Genomic DNA, 20,494 nt, shown 5'->3' with positions numbered 1-20,494 from the left:
CCGGATTATGGAAGAGCAAGTAAAATTTGAGCAAAAAGGCCGTGTTGGCTACGTCATTTTGGCCAGGCCCGAAAAGCGGAATGCACTGAATGCTGCCATGGTCAGTGGGCTTCAACAGGCATTGGATAAGTGTGAGGCGACCGATGAGGTGAAGGTTGTCATTATCAAGGCAGAAGGCAAGGTGTTTTGCTCCGGTGCTGACCTGCAGGATATTGAAAAGATGCAGGACAATACTTTTGAAGAGAATCTAGAGGATAGTGAAAGGCTAAAGAAATTATTTGTCAGGATATATACGTTTCCAAAAGTCGTCATTGCCCAAGTGCAGGGGCATGCCTTGGCGGGTGGATGTGGGCTGCTTTCGGTGTGTGATTTTGCCTATGCCGTGCCCTATGCCAAAATGGGGTATACAGAGGTGAGGATAGGATTTGTGCCAGCGATGGTGCTGGTGTTTCTTTTGCGCAAGCTGGGAGAAGGGAAGGCCAAGGAGCTCTTGCTTACCGGGGAATTGGTGGAAGCACCTGTTGCTCGGGGATGGGGCTTGTCAATGATGTTTTTGAAGCAGATGAGCTGGAAGAGCGCGTTTACCAAGTGGCCCAAGGGCTCATAGAGCAGAATTCAGGGGAGTCCATGGCCATGACCAAAAAGATGATCGCCGCAGTTCAGGACATGCCCTTGGGAGAAGCTCTGGACTATGCGGCCATGATGAATGCAAAAGCCCGGGAAACGGCTGATTGCAAAAAGGGGATTAAGGCATTTTTAGACAAGAAAAAAATCGACTGGTAAATTGAAGACAAAGGCGCTTTCGGTGTTGAAAAAGGTGTTTGGCTATGATGATTTCAGGCCCATGCAGCTGGATATTGTCCTTTCAGTAGCGTCTGGAAAGGACACCTTGGCGCTGTTGCCTACGGGGGGAGGGAAGTCCATTTGCTTTCAAGTGCCCGCACTGATGCAAGAGGGTATCTGTGTCGTGGTGAGCCCTTTGATCGCCTTGATGAAAGACCAGGTGGATAATTTGCGGAAGCGGGGAGTGCTGGCTACGGCCATTTACTCGGGTATGCGGAAGCGGGAAATAGACACCACCTTGGACAATTGCATCTATGGAAATTATAAGTTTCTGTACGTCTCTCCTGAGCGACTGAAGTCAGACCTGTTCATTGAGCGATTTAAGCGAATGAAGGTAAATATGGTGGCGATAGATGAGGCGCACTGTATTTCCCAGTGGGGATATGACTTTAGGCCTCCTTATCTGGAAATCGCCGCTCTGCGGGAATATCATCCCAAGGTGCCTTTTATTGCCCTTACGGCATCAGCGACCTTGCCTGTCAAGGCAGATATCATGGAAAAGCTAGAGTTAAAGGATCCTGCAGTATTTGTGAAGTCCTTTGCCCGGAAAAACTTATCCTATGCTGTCCGGAAAGCGGAGAACAAACAGGAGAAAGCCATTGAGATCCTTCAGAAGGTCGGTGGATCGGCCATCATTTATGTGCGGAGCAGAAAAGCTACCAAAGAATTGGCCCAAGCACTTTATCAATTGGGCATATCGGCGACATTTTACCATGCAGGACTTGATAAACAAGTGCGGGAACAACGTCAGCTAGACTGGAAAAGCAATAAGGTCCGCGTAATCGTGGCCACCAATGCATTTGGTATGGGGATCGATAAGCCAGATGTACGTGTGGTGATCCATGTGGACTTGCCAGAAAATCTGGAGAACTATTATCAAGAAGCCGGAAGGGCGGGCCGTGACGAATGGAAGGCTTTTGCGGTGCTGATTTACCATGACAAGGACCTGGAGGTGCTGATGGATCGTGCAGAACAGTCCTATCCGCCGATAGATCATATCAAGCGCGTGTACCAAAGCTTGGCCAATTATTACCGCATAGCGGTAGGAAGTAGCCTAATGGTGAGTTATGACTTTGACATCATTGCTTTTACCAATACTTACAACCTTGATTTGCTGCTGACGTACAATGCACTCAAGATCCTTCGAGAGGAAGGTTTGGTAGAGCTCAGTGAAGGCTATTATAGTCCCAGTACCTTTCATTTTCTGATAGGCCAAAGCAGGCTGTACGAATACCAGATAGCCCATGCAGCACTGGACCCGGTCATCAAGGTGCTGCTAAGAATGTATGGGGGGAGCTCTTTTCCGAGTACCTCAAAATCAGGGAGGACAAACTGGCTTCCGTGCTCAATATCCCGGAAAGGGAAGTGGTCAAATTACTAGAGCGGATGGACAACCTCGATATTGCCGCTTATAATAAGAAAAAAGACCAGCCCCAAGTGACTTTTCTTACCCATCGATATGATGCTGGCCGACTTCCGCTGAACGCAAAGCGAATAGCTGAAAGAAGAGAGACCAGTGTAGAGAAAGCCAAGGCCATCGTGGCATATGTTACCGATAGTCGACAGTGTCGGACTGCACTGTTATTGGCGTATTTTGGAGAGGAGACGGATGAGAAATGTGGGGTGTGCGACAATTGTCTGGAAAATAAGAAGGCCGCAAATGTCTCAGACTATCAAGAACAGGTGCGCGAAAAACTCATGCAAACTTTGGCGGATGGAGATGCGTTTACCTATCAAGAGCTCTTGGCCAAAGCCAAGTTATCTCAAACAGATGCATATGTCGTGGACTTGTTGAGGACCTTGGAAGATGAGGGCGCAATCATAAGCCTGGGTGATGGCAGGATAAAAATCAATACTGAATGAAATTTGTAGATGATATTTTGAAAAAGCTGTTTTCTGATAAGAATACGGCTTTGACCCATAAAGAAAACTTTGTACAAGAAGCAGGAGAGAAGGAAGCCATTCGGTCTTGGATGGCATCACCCAAGGGCAAAGAGGTTTTTGAATTGATACATAGCAACTATCATCTTCAAAAAAAAGGCCAGGAAACCAACCCTGAAATGCAGGTGTTCAGGTCACCATATGCAAATGGTATCGCTGTCTTTTATGATCTACCACTCAATTCGGAAACTTTTTCACAACTTTTCTTTGGTTTTGGCCAGCGAATTGTAGATTTAGGGTATGAAAGGGTGAGTTTGGACCGGACTATTCAAGAAAAAGCCTCCGGAGTAAACACCACCGAAAAACAATACCTAAAGCCCAAAGCAACCTTCACGGCAGATCGGACCGACCAACTTTTTGGAAACGTTGCTATAGAGAAAGTGTCGGTCAATCACAAGCCACAAATGATCAAGATTTTGGTAACTGTCTATTCGGACAGGCTGTACACCAAGGCCCGCTCATTTGAATCCTTTATAGAAGCCATATTTAATCCCCAGTAATCGCCTATGAATAGAGAAGAACTTAAGAAAGCATTGAAAAGCTACCGGACACCATTTGAGGAAGAAAAATTGTTTGTTCGAGACTTCATCCAGTTGACCGATGATCCGTTGGCCTTTCTTAGAGACCGGAAGGAGGGGCATTTTACCGCTTCCGCTTGGATAGTTAACAAAACACGGACACATGCATTGCTCACCCATCACAAGAAGCTAAATCGTTGGTTGCAGCTGGGAGGACATGCGGATGGCAATGAGAACCTACTAGAGGTGGCCATGAACGAGGCTCGGGAAGAAAGCGGGTTGATTTCCCTAAAACTGGTGGACAGAGGGATTTTTGACATCGATAAGCATGTCATTCCTGCTAATAGTAAAGACCAGCAGCATTATCACTATGATGTGAGGTTTTTGATTGAGGCTGCTATGGATGAGCCGCTCACGATCAGTGAAGAAAGCAAGGACCTGGCATGGGTAAGTTATGAGACGGTTCCAGATGTGGTCAAGGCCAATGATTCTATTTTGCGGATGCTTGAAAAAACCAGCAAATCAGAGATTGTCTGCTGAGGCATTTCTCTCCATTCAAGCTGGTAGCAATAGGATAATAAAGCAGGATGTCAGGGCCTTTTGCCGATTAGTCGATGACCAGCCACTGCTGCTATTGCCGGAAGATTGTATATTTGCTAAAGATCGAACAAGTAAGCTGTCAAATTGCCTATAATTCGTATCTTTGTATGAAAAATTACCAAAAGTGAAAAAGCTATTTATTCTTCCTTTGATGGTTGGTTTGCTATGGGGATGTTCTCCCTCAGAGCAGGAGCTATACGATGCCGGAATTAAGGAAATGCGATTAGAGAAATTTAAAGAAGCGATTACCTATTTTGATCGGGTAATCGAAAAAAATCCAGCCAACACAGAAGCCCATAATGCCAAAGGAGTAGCATTTTTTGAACAAGGAAAATGGGATGAGGCCATCGTTAATTTCCAACTAGCGATGGAAAAGGATTCTACTTCATATAAACCCTACCTAAACCTCGGAAATGCCTATTTAGAAAAGAAGGTTTTCAAAGAGGCGGTGATCAATTATAACATGGCAAGTGCACTTGATCCCAATCAGACGGATATTTATTATAACCGTGGCTTGGCGCTGCTAGGGATGGAGGAATATGAAGACGCTATTTTGGACTTTGATAATGCGCTTCAGGTAGACCCCAATCAGGCGTTGGTGCACTTTAATCGTGCAAAAGCGCTATTGGGCAATAACAATCCGCTGGAAGCCATCAATGCGCTGCAGCGAGCAGTAGCACTGGATGATCAAAATGGCGCGGCTTTTTACCTTTTGGGAGTGACCGAAATGAGTGCCCTAAGTAAGACAGAGGAAGGCTGTATGCACCTTAAGACTGCTTTAGGTTTAGGATATACAGATGCTAAAGAGTGGATTGACGAGTTTTGTGAGACAGAATCGGAATCTTAATGACTGAAATCGGAAAGGACATCAACAAAGCCAAACAGCTTCTGGAAAAGGGAGAGCTGGTAGGTATCCCTACAGAAACAGTGTATGGGTTGGCAGGGAATGCGTTGGACCCAAGTGCTGTAGGCAAAATCTTCGAAACCAAAAATCGCCCAAGTTTTGATCCGTTAATTGTTCATACGGGCAGTGTTGAACAGATCAGTGCATATACGACAGAAATATTGCCGGAATTGGCCGTTTTGGCAGAGCAGTTTTGGCCGGGGCCGTTGACCTTGTTGTTGCCCAAAAAGTCCATTGTGCCTGATTTAGTAACCAGTGGATTGGATCAAGTGGCAGTGAGGGTTCCCAGTCATCCCTTGACGCGAGAATTGTTATTGTCATTGGATTTTCCCTTGGCAGCACCAAGTGCCAATCCTTTTGGCTATATTAGTCCTACTTGTGCCAGCCATGTGGTGGATCAGCTTGATGGCAAAATCAGCTATGTCCTAGATGGCGGGAGCTGCCAGATAGGTCTTGAAAGTACTATTGTCGGCGTAGAGGAGGGACAGATCACTATATATCGCCTTGGAGGAGTCGAGGTATCTGAAATAAAAAAAGCGGTGGGGAATGTATTGATCTTGCCCCAGTCCAGTAGTAATCCCAAGTCCCCCGGAATGCTGAAGAGCCACTATGCCCCTAGGATTCCTTTTGTGGTAGGTGATTTGAGCCAGTTGGTGCCTCACTACCTTTCCAAAGGAGAGAAAATTGGTGTTTTGAGTTTTGATATAGCATATGATGATGTAGCTCCTGAACACCAGCGGATTCTCAGCAAGACAGGGGATTTTAGAGAAGCAGCACAGAATTTGTTTGCAGCTATGCGGTATTTGGATAAACAGGATGTAAGTGTGATCTTGTCAGGCGAAATGCCCGAAAAAGGACTTGGGAAAGCCGTTAATGACCGACTGAGAAGGGCGGCGGCACGTTAGATGTGCGACTTGGGGTACCGGATAGGAGACCCCAGTAGCTAGTGTCAAGATTAGAGTAAAGAACCAAGTATCAAGATGGGCAAAAGTACTGTGCAGATTGTCCAGTGAACAAGGTATAAGCATGGCTTTGCGCTAGTTAGCGTCGAGGGGCAGGTATTTTACAATAACTTAAAAGAAATAAATCATATAAAACCTATTTAACCATGAACAGTAGGATAAAATCTGTTGACAACCTTAGTTTTGAAGGTAAAAGAGCATTGGTAAGAGTGGATTTTAACGTGCCATTGGACGCTAATTTTGAAGTTACTGATGATACAAGGATCCAAGCGGCATTGCCGACCATAAATAAGATCTTGAATGATGGGGGATCAGTGATTTTGATGTCTCACCTAGGCCGCCCAAAGGGAGGTGCTGATGAGCGGTTTTCGCTGAAACATATCCTGTTGGATTTGGAAAAAGCCCTTGATAGACATGTGAAATTTGCCCCTGATTGTATAGGAGAAGAAGCAGTGCAAGTAGCAGCTGCTCTGAAAGGTGGGGAGGTCTTGCTTTTGGAAAACCTTCGTTTTTATGATGAAGAAACAAAAGGAGATGCTGGATTTGCCAAAAAACTAGCAGCACTTGGGGATATTTATGTGAATGATGCATTCGGAACCGCCCACCGTGCCCATGCTTCTACCGCCATTGTTGCAGAAAACTTCAATGACAAAGTATGTGGCTACCTGATGCTTTCTGAATTGGAAAATGCAGATAAAGTACTGGGTAACCCCGTAAGACCTTTGACAGCGATCATGGGTGGTGCCAAAATTTCCGACAAAATCTTGATCATCGAAAAACTGCTCGATAAGGTCGATAACCTGATCATTGGTGGTGGGATGTCATACACCTTTGCCAAGGCAAAAGGCGGGAGCATTGGTGATTCACTATTGGAAGCGGACAAGATGGACCTGACGAAGGAATTGGAAGCGAAAGCCAAAGAAAAAGGCGTTAACCTTTACCTTCCTGTGGACAATATTACTTCCAAGGAATTTGCCAATGATGCTGAGCAAGGTAAAGCCAAGAGCGGCGAAATCCCTGATGGCTGGATGGGACTTGACATTGGAGAGGAATCAAGGGAGATTTTTGCCGATGTCATCAAGGATTCCAAGACCATCCTTTGGAACGGCCCGATGGGTGTTTTTGAGATGGAGAGCTTCGACAAAGGAACCAAAGCGGTAGCTGAGGCGGTCGTAGCCGCTACAGAAGGTGGTGCGTTCAGCTTGATCGGTGGCGGAGATTCTGCTGCTGCAGTGAACAAGTTCGGTTACGGAGAGAAAGTGTCTTTTGTGTCCACTGGAGGAGGTGCCTTGCTAGAATACATGGAAGGAAAGGAATTGCCAGGTGTGAAGGCATTAGTGCCTTGATCACTTAATTTTGATATGAATCAGAAAAGCTACTTCAGATGAGGTGGCTTTTTTTATTTGAAAAGGCTGGACAGGTTCATGCCTTATCCTTAAACCCGGATTATGCGTTAGGAATCGTAGTGAGAGCTGAAATTGCAAGAAAATCAGCTAGTTTGGAGGCATTAGCGTAGCACCGCTACGGTTATGCCGAAAACTAAAGTGAAACGGCTGATTTTGAAGCAGTTTAAGGTCGCAACACCTGTGCGCCGTGGCGTAGATAGGCTAATGCATATTCCGGGTTCAATGCCGTTTAGTTAGTATGTACCTGGAAATATTGGTTCTATTGTTTTTCTGCTAAATTCCAAGATGGTTTTCATCTCTTTACCTTTGTCACTTTTTTGCTGCAGGTCAAGAAAGTGACCAAAAAACCCCGCCGCTGTGCATCTATTGGCCTAAAATTAAAACCTTCCCTCATGCAGGCAAACTCCTCCTTTTGAGCAGCCAACATTCTTTTTGGGCAGCATTTCGTCAAACAAGCCTGCCTTTTTGCCCGCCCACTTTTTAATTTCTTAACGCCCAATACCTGCAAGGCGGATCCGATTAATAAGTTTCTTATGGATAAATTATCATCATTATTCCATGTAGTGGTATATTTTCTTAAGTAACCAAGTTGAGCGAGAACTATAAGCCCCCCTGAGCCAAAAAAGGTATCGCTTCCTTATTACGGCCCTTGGTATGCCTGTTTTCCAGCCGATGGTGGAGGCCGTTAAGAAAGTGAGTTGGCTCGCGTCGTGGAACAGCGAGACCCACTCACTTTTAGGTCGTAGCCATCGGGTGGAAATTAAAATGGGTGATGGATCTCGGTCGCAGGGTAAATCCATGTTCCATTTTAAAAGGAATACCACCGGCCTAGATTTTTTTCTTTCTTTTTTCATCAATAGCCTGCCCCGAAGGCTTTCGGGGGAAAAAAGGAAAAGGATAAAATCCACCAAGATGGCCAAAGCCATACAGTTAAAGTCAAATAGAAAAGAAACTCCTAGCATGTGAAAACTGGGAAATGCCCTTAACTAAACGGCATTGATTCCGGGTTAAAAATCGATTTTCTGTCTTGGGAAAGTATCCCGTACCATATTTCTGTACCGCAGGCCAAAAGACCAGCTCTCCACTTCCATCTAGCCAAACCGTCTTCGACGAAATACAGTTAACGGTGGCGGTTTTTTGCTAGCCTTACAGGCTGCAGCTTATATTCCCCGCCAAATTAATTAACCCAATGCGTTTCATTGGGCTGGATTACGTTCCCCTTTCAGGTGAACCGTTCTAAAACACCCTCAAGTCTTATTCTAGCCGCTAACTGACATACCACATACCATATACCAAATACTACATACCAAGTACTTGATCCCCGAATCATATTAGCGTCTTGTCTGCACCTTCAATCTTTCCCTTAATACCTTACTTCCACCGGTACCACTCCGGCACGGATCATGTCCAATTGCCTTGCTGCTTTTTTTGATAGATCGATGATGCGTCCACGGACAAAAGGCCCCCGGTCGTTGATGCGGACTTTGACGGTTTTGCCGTTGCGGAGGTTTTTGACTTTTACGACAGTGCCGAAAGGTAGCGAGCGATGTGCCGCGGTCATTTTACCGGGTTGGTAGCGTTCGCCACTCGCCGTTTTCCTGCCGTTGAATTTATTGGCGTAATAGCTCGCCTGACCCTTTTCGACACGATTGGAGGAAGGTCGTGTAGCCACACATGAGCTGAACAGGAACAACAGAATGCTCCATAGCAATACTTGTTTTTTCATATAGGAACTGTGCTGCTGGTGAAGGCAAGTGAAAAACAGAATTATTTTGTACATCGTATTGGAAAGTCTCCTTAACTAAACGGGATTAACCCGGGTTAAATGGAAGTTTAGCCTTCGGCTTTTCCAATACGCAATTCTTCAATCTTTTACCTAACGAAGATCCACTCATTTTCCTTGCTCTGCGGTTCTGAAAATTCATAGCCTTCCCGGTTAAACAGCTTCAACTGTTCAGGATCGGTGATTTTATGCTTGATGATGTGGTCTGCCATCATGCCCCTTGCCTGCTTCGCAAAGATACCGATGACTTTGTACTTGCCATCGCGGTATTCTTTAAAATTGACATGGATCATGGGGGATTTAAGCGCTTTTTTGTCTACTGCTTTGGCATATTCCTGTGATGCCAAATTGATCACTGGCTGGCCGTCTGCAGCTTTGTTGATGGCTTTGGAGATTTTGGTGCCCCAGTATTCGTAGAGGTTTTTGCCTTTTTTGTTTTCTAAGCTAATGCCCATTTCCAAACGGTAAGGTTGGATCAGGTCCAAGGGCTTTAGAAGTCCGTAAAGCCCAGAAAGGATGCGCAGATGGTCTTGGGCAAAGGCCAGATCTTCTTCCGAGTAATTGTCCACTTCCATGCTGCGGTATACGTCCCCTTTGAAGGCCAGCAGTGACTGCTTGGAATTTTCGGGAGTAAAGTCCTTGTGGAAATTATGGTAGCGTTCTTCATTCAGCTGGGCGATGTTATCGCTTACCTTCATCAGTTGCTTAATGTCCCCAGCGGATTTTTTCTTCATGATGCTGACCAGCGCCTTGATGTCAGTCTTAAAGTCTGGCTGCGTGGCCAGTGAAATATCAGTAGTACTCATATCCAGCGTCTTCGCCGGAGAAATCAATGCGATCATATTTATTCAATTACAACTATTGCTTTTTTAATGGTTTGTTCTATTCCTTGGGCATTGCTTTTTAACTTGATTACCACCGGATAGGTTCCGATAGGGACTTTTTTTCCACTTACATAGCCATCCCATTCGCAGAATGGTGCGTTTTCGGCAATATTCTCCTGGGTACAATGGAATATCAATTCTCCCCAGCGATTGTAGATCAATACCGAAATTTCGTCTACAAAGTCATTGACATAAACCACAAAGTTTCGATCTGGATCTCCAGGTATTAGGGCGTCAGGAGTGGTGACCTGGAAGTCACAGTCTCCTATGACTTCGAAGGTGATCGCAAATGAACAGGCGGCTGCATCCGTTACGACCAACGTATAATTTCCACCTTCGGTCGGTGTGAATGTAGCGGCTGTGCTGATGAGCTGATCCTCTCTCCACCATTCATAGGTCTGCCAGTCTCCTTCCACCTCCAAGGTTTCGGTAATATTCTCTGGGGCACAAATGGTATAGCTGTCTTCTAGCTGCGGCGGTTCGGCATCAGAACTCATTACCGTGATTTCATCCGAGCCCACGGTGCATTGTTGGCCATTGGTAGAGTTGACCAATTGGACTTGATAGGTGCCTGCTGCTGTAACGGAAATGGTGGATTCGCCATCAAATTCCGGCATTCGGACATTGATGCCATTTTGATCGGTTCTGAACCAGACCACTTCGAGATTGGCGGAAGCGGGCGCTTCAAAGTCGGCACGTAAAGTTCCTTCTGGGCTGTCCGAGCAGATGCCAGTTTCCAAAGTTAGTTCGACCGGAATGTTTCGGACGATGACTGGAACGTCAAATTCAATCCAAGGTGCTGGGCAGCTGGTGCCATTTCTGGGCTGCACGTCCAGGGTGTAGGTGCCTTCACGGCTTGGTGTGAACGTTTGCTCACGGCCGATGATTTCTCCCTGGGGAAATGTCCTCCAAAGGTAAATATAATCCGCTTCGTCAAAGGCCGGGTCGATTACCGCCTCATACCGAAGTCCCGTCTCACAGTCATAAAATGGCCCTTCCAAGGAATAGTCCACCTGGCCGGTCAATGTCAAATCCATTTCCCGGATCCGAGGACAATCCACCCCGTTTGGATCTTCTCCCCGAACCGAATAAATGCCTTCTTGGTCCAATGCATAAAGGCCATTTGGCTGGGGACTGATGTCCGTGCCGTCAGGCCCTGTGATGGTGTAGTCGATATCGTCTGCGTTCTCGGGTTCAAAGAAGAAAATCTCACAAGCCAATGGTGCCGAAGGAACACTAAAATTGACCAATGCTTTTTCTTGAATTTCATAAACCTGAGGAGCTGTCACAGCACAACCATCCGGCGTGGAGATTTCAACGGCGTAGGTGCCATGGGGAACCGCTAAAGGCATATCGTCTGTGGAGCCGGTAAATTGCTCCCCGTCTTCTTCCCTAGTGATGACGTAGTCAGCTGAAGTGATGGAGCCATCCGCAGGGAACGAGATCAGTATCCTTCCGTCCAATATACCGTCAACGGTACAGCGCTCAGCTGTGGTCACAATGCTATAATCATCCAGGCCATCTGGTGGATTGGTATTCTCGATGCTCACTGTTTCCGTATAGGTACATCCTTCGTTTTCTGCGGTAATGGTATACACTCCGGGGGGCAAGTCTTCTATGGGGCCAATGGTTTCTCCTTCAGCTACATTAAGAAATTCCTCATCCAGTTCTTCTATCCTCACCATTTCCGCATCCGTAAGCAGGGTGAATGCGAAGCTTCCGCTGGGGTTGTCACAGTCGCTGGTGGGGGTGATGACATTGACGTCAAATTCCGGTAAAGGAGCGACGACCAGTTCGGCGCGTTTCTCCACGATGCAGCCTTCCAAGATCGGGTCTTCTGCTCGGAATATAATGTCATAAGTGCCCGGGCCGGGAAGTTCTTCCACGGCTACTTCCCATTCATAGCCCTCTCCCAGCACGGTCGGCGCTTCCGTAGTGCCCTGCAGCTGGTAGGACCATTCTCCGGTAACGGGCGTGTCCGGAGCAAAGTTGATGTAGTTTTCCTCATAGCAGGATTCTTCAGCGTCCTGCGTCAGCTCAAAGTCAAATGCAGGGCCGACAAAAACGGAGGATGACGAAGAACAGGCTTGAAAGGAGGGGTCTTCTTCGTCTGTATTGGCCAGTGCTACGCTGACCGTGTAGATGCTTTCTTCTGTGACTTCGATGGTGTTGGTGTTGCCCAGGATTTCTCCTGCGGCGTTGGTCCACTCGAAGGTATAGAGCCCTTCTGCCGGGTCATAGTCATCAATGGCGGTCAGGCTAATCGGGCTGCCGCTACAGAGCGTAATGTCATCGGTCAGCGTCAATGGTGGTGGCCCGATGACTTCCACGGTCAACTCACCGTTATAATAATCCGGGTTGCCACAGCGCTCCACGTCCAAGGTGACGGTGTAGGTGCCGGCCGAGTCAAACTCATATTCCATCACCTGGAATTCATCGCCAGGACCTGAAGTGGAAAAAACCTCTTGGCCATCGATGTCGAGAATAGTCCAAGTGTACGTGTCGATGTCCGGTTCGCCAGCACCTTCAAATTCCCCCAAAGCAATACCATCTTGCAAGCACAGGCTTTCGGGGCCTGCAATTTCCGGGTCGGGAATATTGCTGCCACTGTTTTGGGCATAAGCAGGTAGTCCGAGGTTGCTGGTGCCTCCTTCGGTAGAGACGGCCTGTTGTTGGCTGTAGGTGGAGTTGTCGCAGTCCGATCCGGGGTTGATCGTGCCGATATTGGTGGCGCCGGGGATGGCGACATAGACCTGGCCGTTTGGTCCCATTTGGATGGCACCAAAGCTAGTACCAGCGCTATTGGCGAGCAGGTTGACATTGTCCTCAATGCATTGTTCCAGTGCGGCTTGGCCAGCTGCATTTTCGAAGCACGACGGGCAGTTATTGCCATCGTCATCGTCGTCATCACTGGGCGCTTGGATTTGGTATTCCTCAATACCTTTTCCGTTCTGATAGGAAACAAAAATCTTATTGCTGTCCCCTCCAAATTCCAGTCCGTAAACCTCATCATCACAGCCCAGATCAATGGTAGCGTATTCACTCATCTCCCCGGTTTCCTCATCAAAATCCATGACATCAACGAAGCTACAGCCGTTAGCATCGACAACGGTTACGGCCAGCTTTTCCCCATCGGGGCTGAATTTCATCGTTCCTGCTGAGTTGCTAAAGCTGTGGTCACTGCCCACGTCGCTGGTCACTGCTTGCCCGATTCCCTGTGAAGTGGCGGGGTAAGCACGGAAGGTGTTATTGCCCACTTCGTGAAACATCACCCAAGTGGTGTCCCCCGAGGCGATGGCGGCAGACTGCTCCGTGCCGGGACTGAAGAGGAAATTGTCCCCACTGACCACACTGCCCACGCCGTTTTGGTTTTCGCCTTTGATGTCCACTAGGGAAAATTTGGTCGTCGAATTACCTCCTGAGGTCTGTGTGGTGAAGAGGTAGTAAAGGGTTTGCTCCTGCGGTACTTTTACGGCAATGACACTTTGGGCGGAGGTATTGTCACCACCGATATTTTCACCATCCTGCATGGGGTTGCCGTTCAGGTCCCAGACGGTCTGTCCATCAGTATAGAACAATACTTGCCCGGCTTGGTCCGAAATGGTGGTCGTGCCTTCTGGGATGCTCCAGCCGGGATGTCCGTCTGGGACTTCTACAGGACGTGGAGAAGGAGCATTGGGGTCGTCAGGATCAGGGTTAAAGTCCAGCCCTGCATTGTTGCCAAAGTACCAGATGTTATTGGTTTGGTCGTCTACTTTTTCGTTGGCCACAGGATCCCACATTTTGACGGTCGTCTCGGCGTAGACGTAGCAGGAAGAACCTTGCTCACGGGCAAGCACCCAGTAGGTGCCGGGATCACAGACTTCATTGGCTCCCTCGGGAATCCAGCCTTCGTCTTTTTTGTTGGACCAGAAATATTCGTAACTGGAGCCGCCATCTTGGCCACCGCCACCACCGCCACCGCCTGGGGGCCCGGGAAATCCTCCGCCACCACCACCGCCTCCGGAGCCGCCTTGCCCTTCTTCACCGGAGCTTACTTCCAGCATTTCGTTGAGGTCGATGCAGGTCAGGCAAGTCGTCGTATCTGAAGGAGTGAAATTGGCCTGTAGGTTGTTTTCCTGAAGGGTGATGGATTGGGAGGTCGTTTGGGTGCTTCCGTCTTCCAAGGTCACCGTCAGGGTGACGTTGATGTTTTGTTCACTGGTCGCATCTGCAGGCAAAAGCAAATGCTCTTCGGTCAGGTCCAGTTCGATCTCTTCCCCGTCTTGGTCAGTAGGGGGAGGGCTGAGCTCCCACTCGTAAGATTCCACGGGTATATTGGGAGGGGTAAGTAGTGAGGTGATTTGCAGTGGATTGTTCATGCAGGGCATTTCTGGGGAATATTCCATTTCCACGGAAACGTCGATGTCTGCATTCGGGGCAAAGGTAGGAAAGGTGCCGCCACAAAAGTCCGTGCCGTCAAATGGATTGTCGTCCACGGTAAGCTCTTCCAGGACGGTGTTGTCGGGGTCTTCGACAGTGCCCACATAGAAGGCGTCATCATTTTCCTCTTGATAGATATAATACAATTGGCCGTCAGGGCCTACTTTAATGTCGTGGATTTGACTGATATTGCTCCCGGATGGACTGGTGGTGGGCACCACCTGCGGCTCGGCATCCAGCGTGTCAGTAGGGATTCTTAGCAATTGGTCATCTTTGGAATAATAGAAATAATCGCCATCGGGGGCAAGTCCCGTTCCTCCATAGTTTTCGGAAGCATCACCAGTGGATTGGTCCAGTGATCGAGGATTCGCAAAACTCCCCGTACTGGTGTCAAAGTCCATCAGCACGATCGGGTCGGAGGTATTTTCCGGAATCAGTGCCAAGGTGCCTGACTGATCATCAAAAGCAATTTTTTCAGGTGAAAAGGCTAGGGACGTGCTGCCCGCCTGATTGAATACTCCTTCCGTTTCCGTGATTTCCCTGGAGATCAGTTCCCCGCCTTCAAAGCTGATCAAATAGCTGGGAGAGCTGGGAGTTTTCACTACGGCGATGGCGCCAGCGGCCGGCCCAATGGGTTCGTCAAGAGTGGTGACTTCACCGGCTGGTGGAGAGTCTGCCGGTGCTGCTCCCTGGGCATTCATGTCCATGACGGAATACTGGAGCTCACCAGAGGGGCTGATATAGAAGGTGTAAAATAGGCGCTCCCCTTCGGGGTCGTAATTCAGTGGTGCGATGGCCGCGGTCTGTGTGCCCTCAAAATCTCCATTGATGCCGTTGGGCGCTCCTTGGATGGGTTGGTTTAGGTAGTTATAGACCAACTCTCCATTCGTGTAAAAAAGTGGCTCACCTGTCAGCGGGTCAATGGCAATGGCGTTATTGTCTTGACCTACCACGACACTTCCAGGTAGCGTATTGACATTGGGGCTGTCGCCCTTTCCGAAAGAAATATAATTATTTTCCGTGTTGGGCCCACAGTATCCAAAGATCCATTCGTTATCATTGTAGCCTTGGCCATAGACCGGTATATTGGTAGCTTGGCACAGTAATACCAGTAAAAAAAGATAAATGAATCTTAAGTTTATGTCAAAAGGAGTCCTTTTCATATATTACGGGGAGCTTTAAAAACACGATGCACGGGACAGCCGTTTAATAAGCTTAACGTTACTCAAATAAACGAACAAATATTTGTTTAGGTCTTATATATATCTAGTTTTTTGCGTCTTAGCATTAACGTTCTCAGCTAACAATAGTTTTGGACAGGACCCACAATACAGTCAGTATTATGCGGCTCCGCTTTACCTGAACCCTGCTTTTGCGGGATCGGATTTTCAGACGCGTATTGGTGCCAATTACCGTAGCCAGTGGCCAGGGTTGGATGCCCAGTACAATACCTTTTCGGTTTACGCCGATACTTTTCTGGAAAAGTACAATAGCGGCTTCGGGCTGATGGTGATGAATGATGTCCAAGGAGCGGCGGATTTGCGCTCACTGACCATCTCGGCCATGTATGCGTATGAACTGAAGCTTGGCGAATCCGTTTATTTCCGCCCTGGCTTTGAAGGTAGCTATATCCGCCGGGAGGTGGGGTATTACGAAAACCTGGTCTTTGCCAATCAAATCAATCCACAGGATCCTTTTGGGCCGATCATTCCCGGTAGCACGGATCTTACTGTCTTGGGAGAGCCGATCAACATGCTTTCCCTGTCCTTTGGCGGTTTGCTCTTTACAGAGAACCTCTGGCTTGGAGGCGCCATTCACCATATCAACCAACCCAACCAGTCTTTTCTGGAAGGTGAAAGTGCCCTGCCCTATAAACTCTCCTTTCACGGTGGCTACCGCATCGGGCTGGGCCGTGGCGCCATGAAGCGTGACTTTACCCATACGTACAAACAACGGTATTTTGTCCCAACGATCAACTATAAAAAGCAAGGTGTTTTCGAACAGCTGGACGTGGGGGCGTATGTGTATGCCGAGCCGTTGATCTTTGGGGTTTGGTACAGGGGGCTGCCCTATAAGCCACTCAATAGCGAAAGTAATCGGGATGCTATCGTACTTTTACTTGGGCTGAGCCTCCCCACCGGGCTGGATGTGGGCTACAGTTTTGACTATACCATGTCCCAACTGGGGATCCAATCTGGCGGGGCACACGAGATCAGCGTGTCTTACCGATTCCCTGATCGTAACCCCGGGGCACCACGGCTAAGAAATACTATTCTTCCTTGTCCCAAATTTTAATAGTTTTGCTGCATGAATGCAGAACAACTGAAATACCTATTGATCGGCTTGGTCGTAGCCGGGTTTTTATTTGATAAACTGACGAGCTGGCTCAATGTCCGCCAGCGCGTAGGCGATGTGCCCGCTACATTGCGCAGCCACTTAAGCCAAGAAAAACTTCAGGAGTCCAAATCCTATCAAAGGACCAATTACCGCTTCGGCCTGTTGACCGGTGGACTGTCCTTTTTGGTCACTGTGGCCTGTTTGCAATGGGGGGTTTTTGGTTGGCTGGATACGTTGGTGGGCAGTTGGGTAGCTGCTCCCATTTGGCAGTCCCTGATATTCTTCGGGCTGTTGTTCATTGCTTCAGATGTACTTGCCTTGCCCTTCGACTATTATCATACATTTAAGATCGAAGAGGATTTTGGCTTCAACAAAACCACGAAAAAGACCTTTGTGCTAGATAAGCTAAAGGGTTATGCCTTGGGAATAGTGCTCGGTGGAGGGCTGTTGGCCTTATTGCTGTGGTTGGTGGATACCTTGGGAGCATCTTTTTGGTTGTACTTTTGGGCGGTGGCTGCTTTCTTTATGGTCCTGCTGAATATGTTTTATACTTCTTGGATACTGCCGTTGTTCAATAAGCTGACACCACTGGAGGAGGGAGCGCTAAAGGACAGTATTATGGGCTATGCCTCCTCGGTGGGGTTTTCTCTGGACAATGTATTTGTGATTGATGGCAGCACCCGTTCGAGCAAAGCCAATGCCTTCTTTTCCGGTATAGGCAAGCGCAAAAAGGTGGTCCTGTACGATACCCTGATCGAGCAGCATACCACGGAAGAGCTGACTGCCGTACTGGCCCATGAGATCGGACATTATAAGAAAAAACATATCCTTCAAAGCATGGTGATCAGTGTCCTGCAGCTAGGTGCCATGCTGTTTGTACTGTCCCTTTTTGTCAATAGCGAGACCATCAGCTTGGCCTTGGGTGGCGAACGAGCAGCAGTGCACCTCAATTTGATTGGCTTTGTGCTGTTGTTTTCGCCGATTTCCACCTTGTTGGGTATCTGGATGAACATGCTGAGCAGGAAGAATGAATACGAGGCAGATCGATATGCCAAAGAGACCTATGCGGCGGCACCTCTGGCGGAAGGATTGAAGACCCTTTCCGTAAAGACCCTCACCCAGATCAATCCCCACCCCCTCCATGTCTTCGTCAACTATTCCCATCCGCCACTGATGAAAAGGCTGGAGCGACTGGAGCAGCTTAGTAATGAGATGTGAGACATGAGATTTGAGTCTTGCCTCCGAACAGCAAATAGCTGCATCATGGGGCTAAAAGCGATTTCCCTGCCATGATTCCAGGGCGAATGCGTTTAAAAAAGTATTCCATTTTGAATATATAGCTGCCGTTCCTATGGGGTAAAAATGAGAGGATCTCGCTTGTCCACTGCACGAGCTAACTCATTTTCTTAGCCCCATCAACTGTCCCAAAATCAAATGCTCCAACGGTCGAATAATAGACTCACATCGAAGCAACTGATTTTGTCCGCCGCGGCGGATCAGTCCGCAATAGATAGGCTTATGCATATTCCGGGCAATGTCGTTTAGTTAGTGTGTATCTGGAAATATTGGTTTAGTTACTTTTCTTGCTAAATTCCAAGATAGTTTTCATCTCTTTACCTTTGTTACTTTTTTGCTGCAGGTCAAAAAAGTAACCAAAAAACCCCGCCGCTGTGCATCTATTGGTCTAAAATTAAAACCTTCCCTCATGCAGGCAAACTCCTCCTTTTTAGCTGCCAACATTCTTTTTGGCCAGTATTTCGTCAAACAAGCCTGCCTTCTTGCCCACCCGCTTTTTAATTTCTTAACGCCCAATACCTGCAAGGCGGATCCATTTTGTACATGTAAAAAAAGGCCATGGATTAAAACCATAATCCTCTCAAAGGACGATCCGTTTTGGAAAAACTTCTTAACTAAACGATATTGATATTCCGGGTTAAATGCGTTTGTCCTGGCCATGATTCCCTCCGTCCTTTGTAGTTGGGAATTTTTACCTAAATTAGGTGGATAGATTGATGGTGTTTGCTTCAAAAATACCTCATGGACCACAGATGACCACCAAGAACCACATAAGTCTGCCCATTCATTTGCAATAAGACCCTACGGCAGATTGTTGATCCCCAACTGCTTGAATTCCATGTCTTGCAGGATATTTAAATAGAAGATGATAAAACCTAATTGCATTTATGATAAAATCATTCCCCCTAGTATTGACGTGTAGTGTATTGTGTTCACTGGTATTGTTATTTGGCTGTAGCAGTTCCTCCGAGCAGCAAACGGAAGAGGCAAATCTCCCGCGTATTGCGATAGCTGGTCTGGCGATAGAGTCCAGTACCTTTTCGCCAGCCGTGACCGAAGCGGCAGCTTTCCATGCCAAGACCGGAGAGGAAGTGTACAGTAACTACCCCTTTATGGTCGAAGATAGTGAAAACCGACAACGTGCCGAATGGGTGCCCACATTGACTGGGAAGGCCATTCCTGGCGGCATTGTCAGTAGGGAAGCGTATGAAACCCTGATGGAGAAAACCTTGAAAATGCTTAAGAAAAACGGTCCTTATGATGGGTTGTTTTTTGATATTCATGGTGCCATGAGTGTTCAGGGATTGGATGATCCGGAAGGGGATATGATAGAACGCATCCGTGCCGTGATCGGGAAAGAGGCCATTATTTCGACTTCTATGGACCTGCATGGGAATGTTTCGTGGAGGCTGGCCAAGCATTCTGACCTGATCACCTGCTATCGGATGGCTCCCCATGAAGACGCACTGGAATCAAAAAAGCGTGCCATGGACAATTTACTTCATCGTATCGAGAGTGGAAAAGGCAAGCCTGCGTATAAGGCCTATGTACCTGTTCCCATTTTATTGCCCGGTGAAAAGACGAGCACGAGAGTGGAGCCAGGAAAGAGTCTGTACGCCGAAGTGGCCCCAGCAGCCAATAAAGAAGGAATCGTAGATGCCGCCATATGGATCGGTTATGCATGGGCTGATGAGCCGCGAAATCATGGGGTGGTCATGGTCACGGGAGATGACCAAGAGAAGGTCACCAGCACAGCCGAGGACCTGGCGGCACAATTTTGGGAAGCAAGGGAGGAGTTTGAGTTTGTGGCGCCCACTGCGACGCTAAAGGAAGCCTTGGATTCAGCTATTACAAGTGATGAAAAGCCATTTATGATCAGCGACTCCGGGGACAATCCCACCGCCGGTGGAGCAGGAGACGTCACTTGGACACTTCGTCAGCTACTCAACAGGCCAGAATTCAAGGAAGATAATGGGCCTTCAGTGATTTATGCTTCCATTCCCGGGCCAAAATTGGTCGAAGCGGCCGAAAAAGTGGGTGTGGGTGGACATGTGGAAGCTCCTGTCGGAGCAGCTGTGGATGACCGATATGAAGGGCCGATTATGCTCAAAGGATCCGTAGAGTCGATCAGACAAGGCGATCGCCACGCCGAAACAGAGGTAGTGGTCAAATGCGGCAGTGTAAATGTCATCGTGACCAAAAAAAGAAAGCCGTACCATTATGAGGAGGATTTTACTGCACTGGGATTAAAACCCAGGGATACGGATATAGTAGTGGTAAAGATAGGCTATCTCGTACCAGAACTGTATGATATGCGGGCCGATTGGCTCCTTGCACTCACCCCGGGTGGTGTGGATCAGGATTTGATGCGCTTGGAATATGACCGGATCAAGCGCCCCATGTTCCCCTTTGACCCCGAGATGGAGCGCCCTGATCTTTCTGCTCAGTTGGTTCCGCTGTCTCATGAGGAGTAGTAGGGGTAGTATTGAGATGTGAGATGTGAGACTTGAGAATCCAAGTCCCCCCTCCGGGTTGTGCTGGGTCTCTGCCCCAGTACAGGCAAGCTTTGAGTCTCTGACTCAATTAAGCTGTTCCAGA

The 20,494-nt window shown here is 47.9% G+C and carries 12 protein-coding genes and 2 pseudogenes; 11 read left to right on the top strand and 3 right to left on the bottom strand.

From position 1 onward, the window contains the following. Positions 1-7 precede the first annotated feature (7 nt). The 8 genes and pseudogenes from DN752_RS08240 to DN752_RS24425 all read left to right on the top strand — a co-directional run bounded on the left by DN752_RS08240 (position 8) and on the right by DN752_RS24425 (position 8,140). A pseudogene (locus DN752_RS08240) lies at positions 8-783 on the top strand (enoyl-CoA hydratase/isomerase family protein). 1 nt (position 784) lies between these two features. Next, positions 785-2,706: pseudogene (locus DN752_RS08235) on the top strand (RecQ family ATP-dependent DNA helicase). Then, the gene (locus DN752_RS08230) at positions 2,703-3,284 is read left to right on the top strand and encodes a hypothetical protein (protein ID WP_112783500.1); all 582 of its coding nucleotides are present in this window, start codon (positions 2,703-2,705) and stop codon (positions 3,282-3,284) included. The pseudogene DN752_RS08235 and the gene DN752_RS08230 overlap by 4 nt, the downstream one beginning before the upstream one ends. Positions 3,285-3,290: 6 nt before the next feature. After that, the gene (locus DN752_RS08225; protein ID WP_112783499.1) at positions 3,291-3,842 is read left to right on the top strand and encodes an NUDIX hydrolase; all 552 of its coding nucleotides are present in this window, start codon (positions 3,291-3,293) and stop codon (positions 3,840-3,842) included. Between the two features lie 211 nt (positions 3,843-4,053). After that, entirely contained in the window at positions 4,054-4,749 is a 696-nt protein-coding gene (locus DN752_RS08220; protein WP_112786465.1) for a tetratricopeptide repeat protein, read from the top strand. Further along, positions 4,749-5,711 (top strand): L-threonylcarbamoyladenylate synthase, encoded by a 963-nt coding sequence (locus tag DN752_RS08215; protein ID WP_112783498.1) that lies wholly within the window; start codon positions 4,749-4,751, stop codon positions 5,709-5,711. Before DN752_RS08220 ends, DN752_RS08215 begins: the two co-directional genes overlap by 1 nt. 203 nt (positions 5,712-5,914) lie before the next feature. Next, a complete protein-coding gene (locus DN752_RS08210) occupies positions 5,915-7,114 on the top strand; it encodes a phosphoglycerate kinase (protein ID WP_112783497.1) in 1,200 nt (399 codons plus the stop codon). A 714-nt stretch (positions 7,115-7,828) separates the two neighbouring features. Then, a complete protein-coding gene (locus DN752_RS24425) occupies positions 7,829-8,140 on the top strand; it encodes a hypothetical protein (RefSeq protein ID WP_162633158.1) in 312 nt (103 codons plus the stop codon). 397 nt (positions 8,141-8,537) lie between these two features. On the opposite strand, the gene DN752_RS08200 is transcribed toward DN752_RS24425, so the two are convergent. The 3 genes from DN752_RS08200 to DN752_RS08190 all read right to left on the bottom strand — a co-directional run bounded on the left by DN752_RS08200 (position 8,538) and on the right by DN752_RS08190 (position 15,426). Then, positions 8,538-8,900 carry a septal ring lytic transglycosylase RlpA family protein gene (locus DN752_RS08200; RefSeq protein WP_112783495.1) on the bottom strand — a complete coding sequence of 121 codons (363 nt, stop codon included), beginning with the start codon at positions 8,898-8,900 and terminating at the stop codon, positions 8,538-8,540. A gap of 146 nt (positions 8,901-9,046) precedes the next feature. Next, entirely contained in the window at positions 9,047-9,799 is a 753-nt protein-coding gene (gene yaaA, locus DN752_RS08195; protein ID WP_112783494.1) for a peroxide stress protein YaaA, read from the bottom strand. 2 nt (positions 9,800-9,801) lie between these two features. Next, entirely contained in the window at positions 9,802-15,426 is a 5,625-nt protein-coding gene (locus DN752_RS08190) for a T9SS type B sorting domain-containing protein (protein WP_112783493.1), read from the bottom strand. Positions 15,427-15,508: 82 nt separating this feature from the next. Between DN752_RS08190 and DN752_RS08185 the strand changes: the two genes are divergently transcribed. The 3 genes from DN752_RS08185 to DN752_RS08170 all read left to right on the top strand — a co-directional run bounded on the left by DN752_RS08185 (position 15,509) and on the right by DN752_RS08170 (position 20,370). Continuing rightward, complete coding sequence (locus tag DN752_RS08185) at positions 15,509-16,558, top strand: PorP/SprF family type IX secretion system membrane protein (protein WP_112783492.1); 1,050 nt, start codon at positions 15,509-15,511, stop codon at positions 16,556-16,558. Between the two features lie 12 nt (positions 16,559-16,570). Next, positions 16,571-17,818 (top strand): M48 family metallopeptidase, encoded by a 1,248-nt coding sequence (locus DN752_RS08180; protein ID WP_112783491.1) that lies wholly within the window; start codon positions 16,571-16,573, stop codon positions 17,816-17,818. Positions 17,819-18,783: 965 nt separating this feature from the next. After that, positions 18,784-20,370, top strand: a complete 1,587-nt coding sequence (locus tag DN752_RS08170) for a M81 family metallopeptidase (RefSeq protein WP_112783489.1) — start codon at positions 18,784-18,786, stop codon at positions 20,368-20,370. Positions 20,371-20,494 lie beyond the last annotated feature (124 nt).

Origin of the sequence: Echinicola strongylocentroti, from assembly GCF_003260975.1 — a bacterium.
Taxonomy (GTDB): domain Bacteria; phylum Bacteroidota; class Bacteroidia; order Cytophagales; family Cyclobacteriaceae; genus Echinicola; species Echinicola strongylocentroti.
The sequence above is the reverse complement of the archived record's forward strand: the minus strand, read 5'-3'. Positions and strand labels throughout refer to the sequence as shown.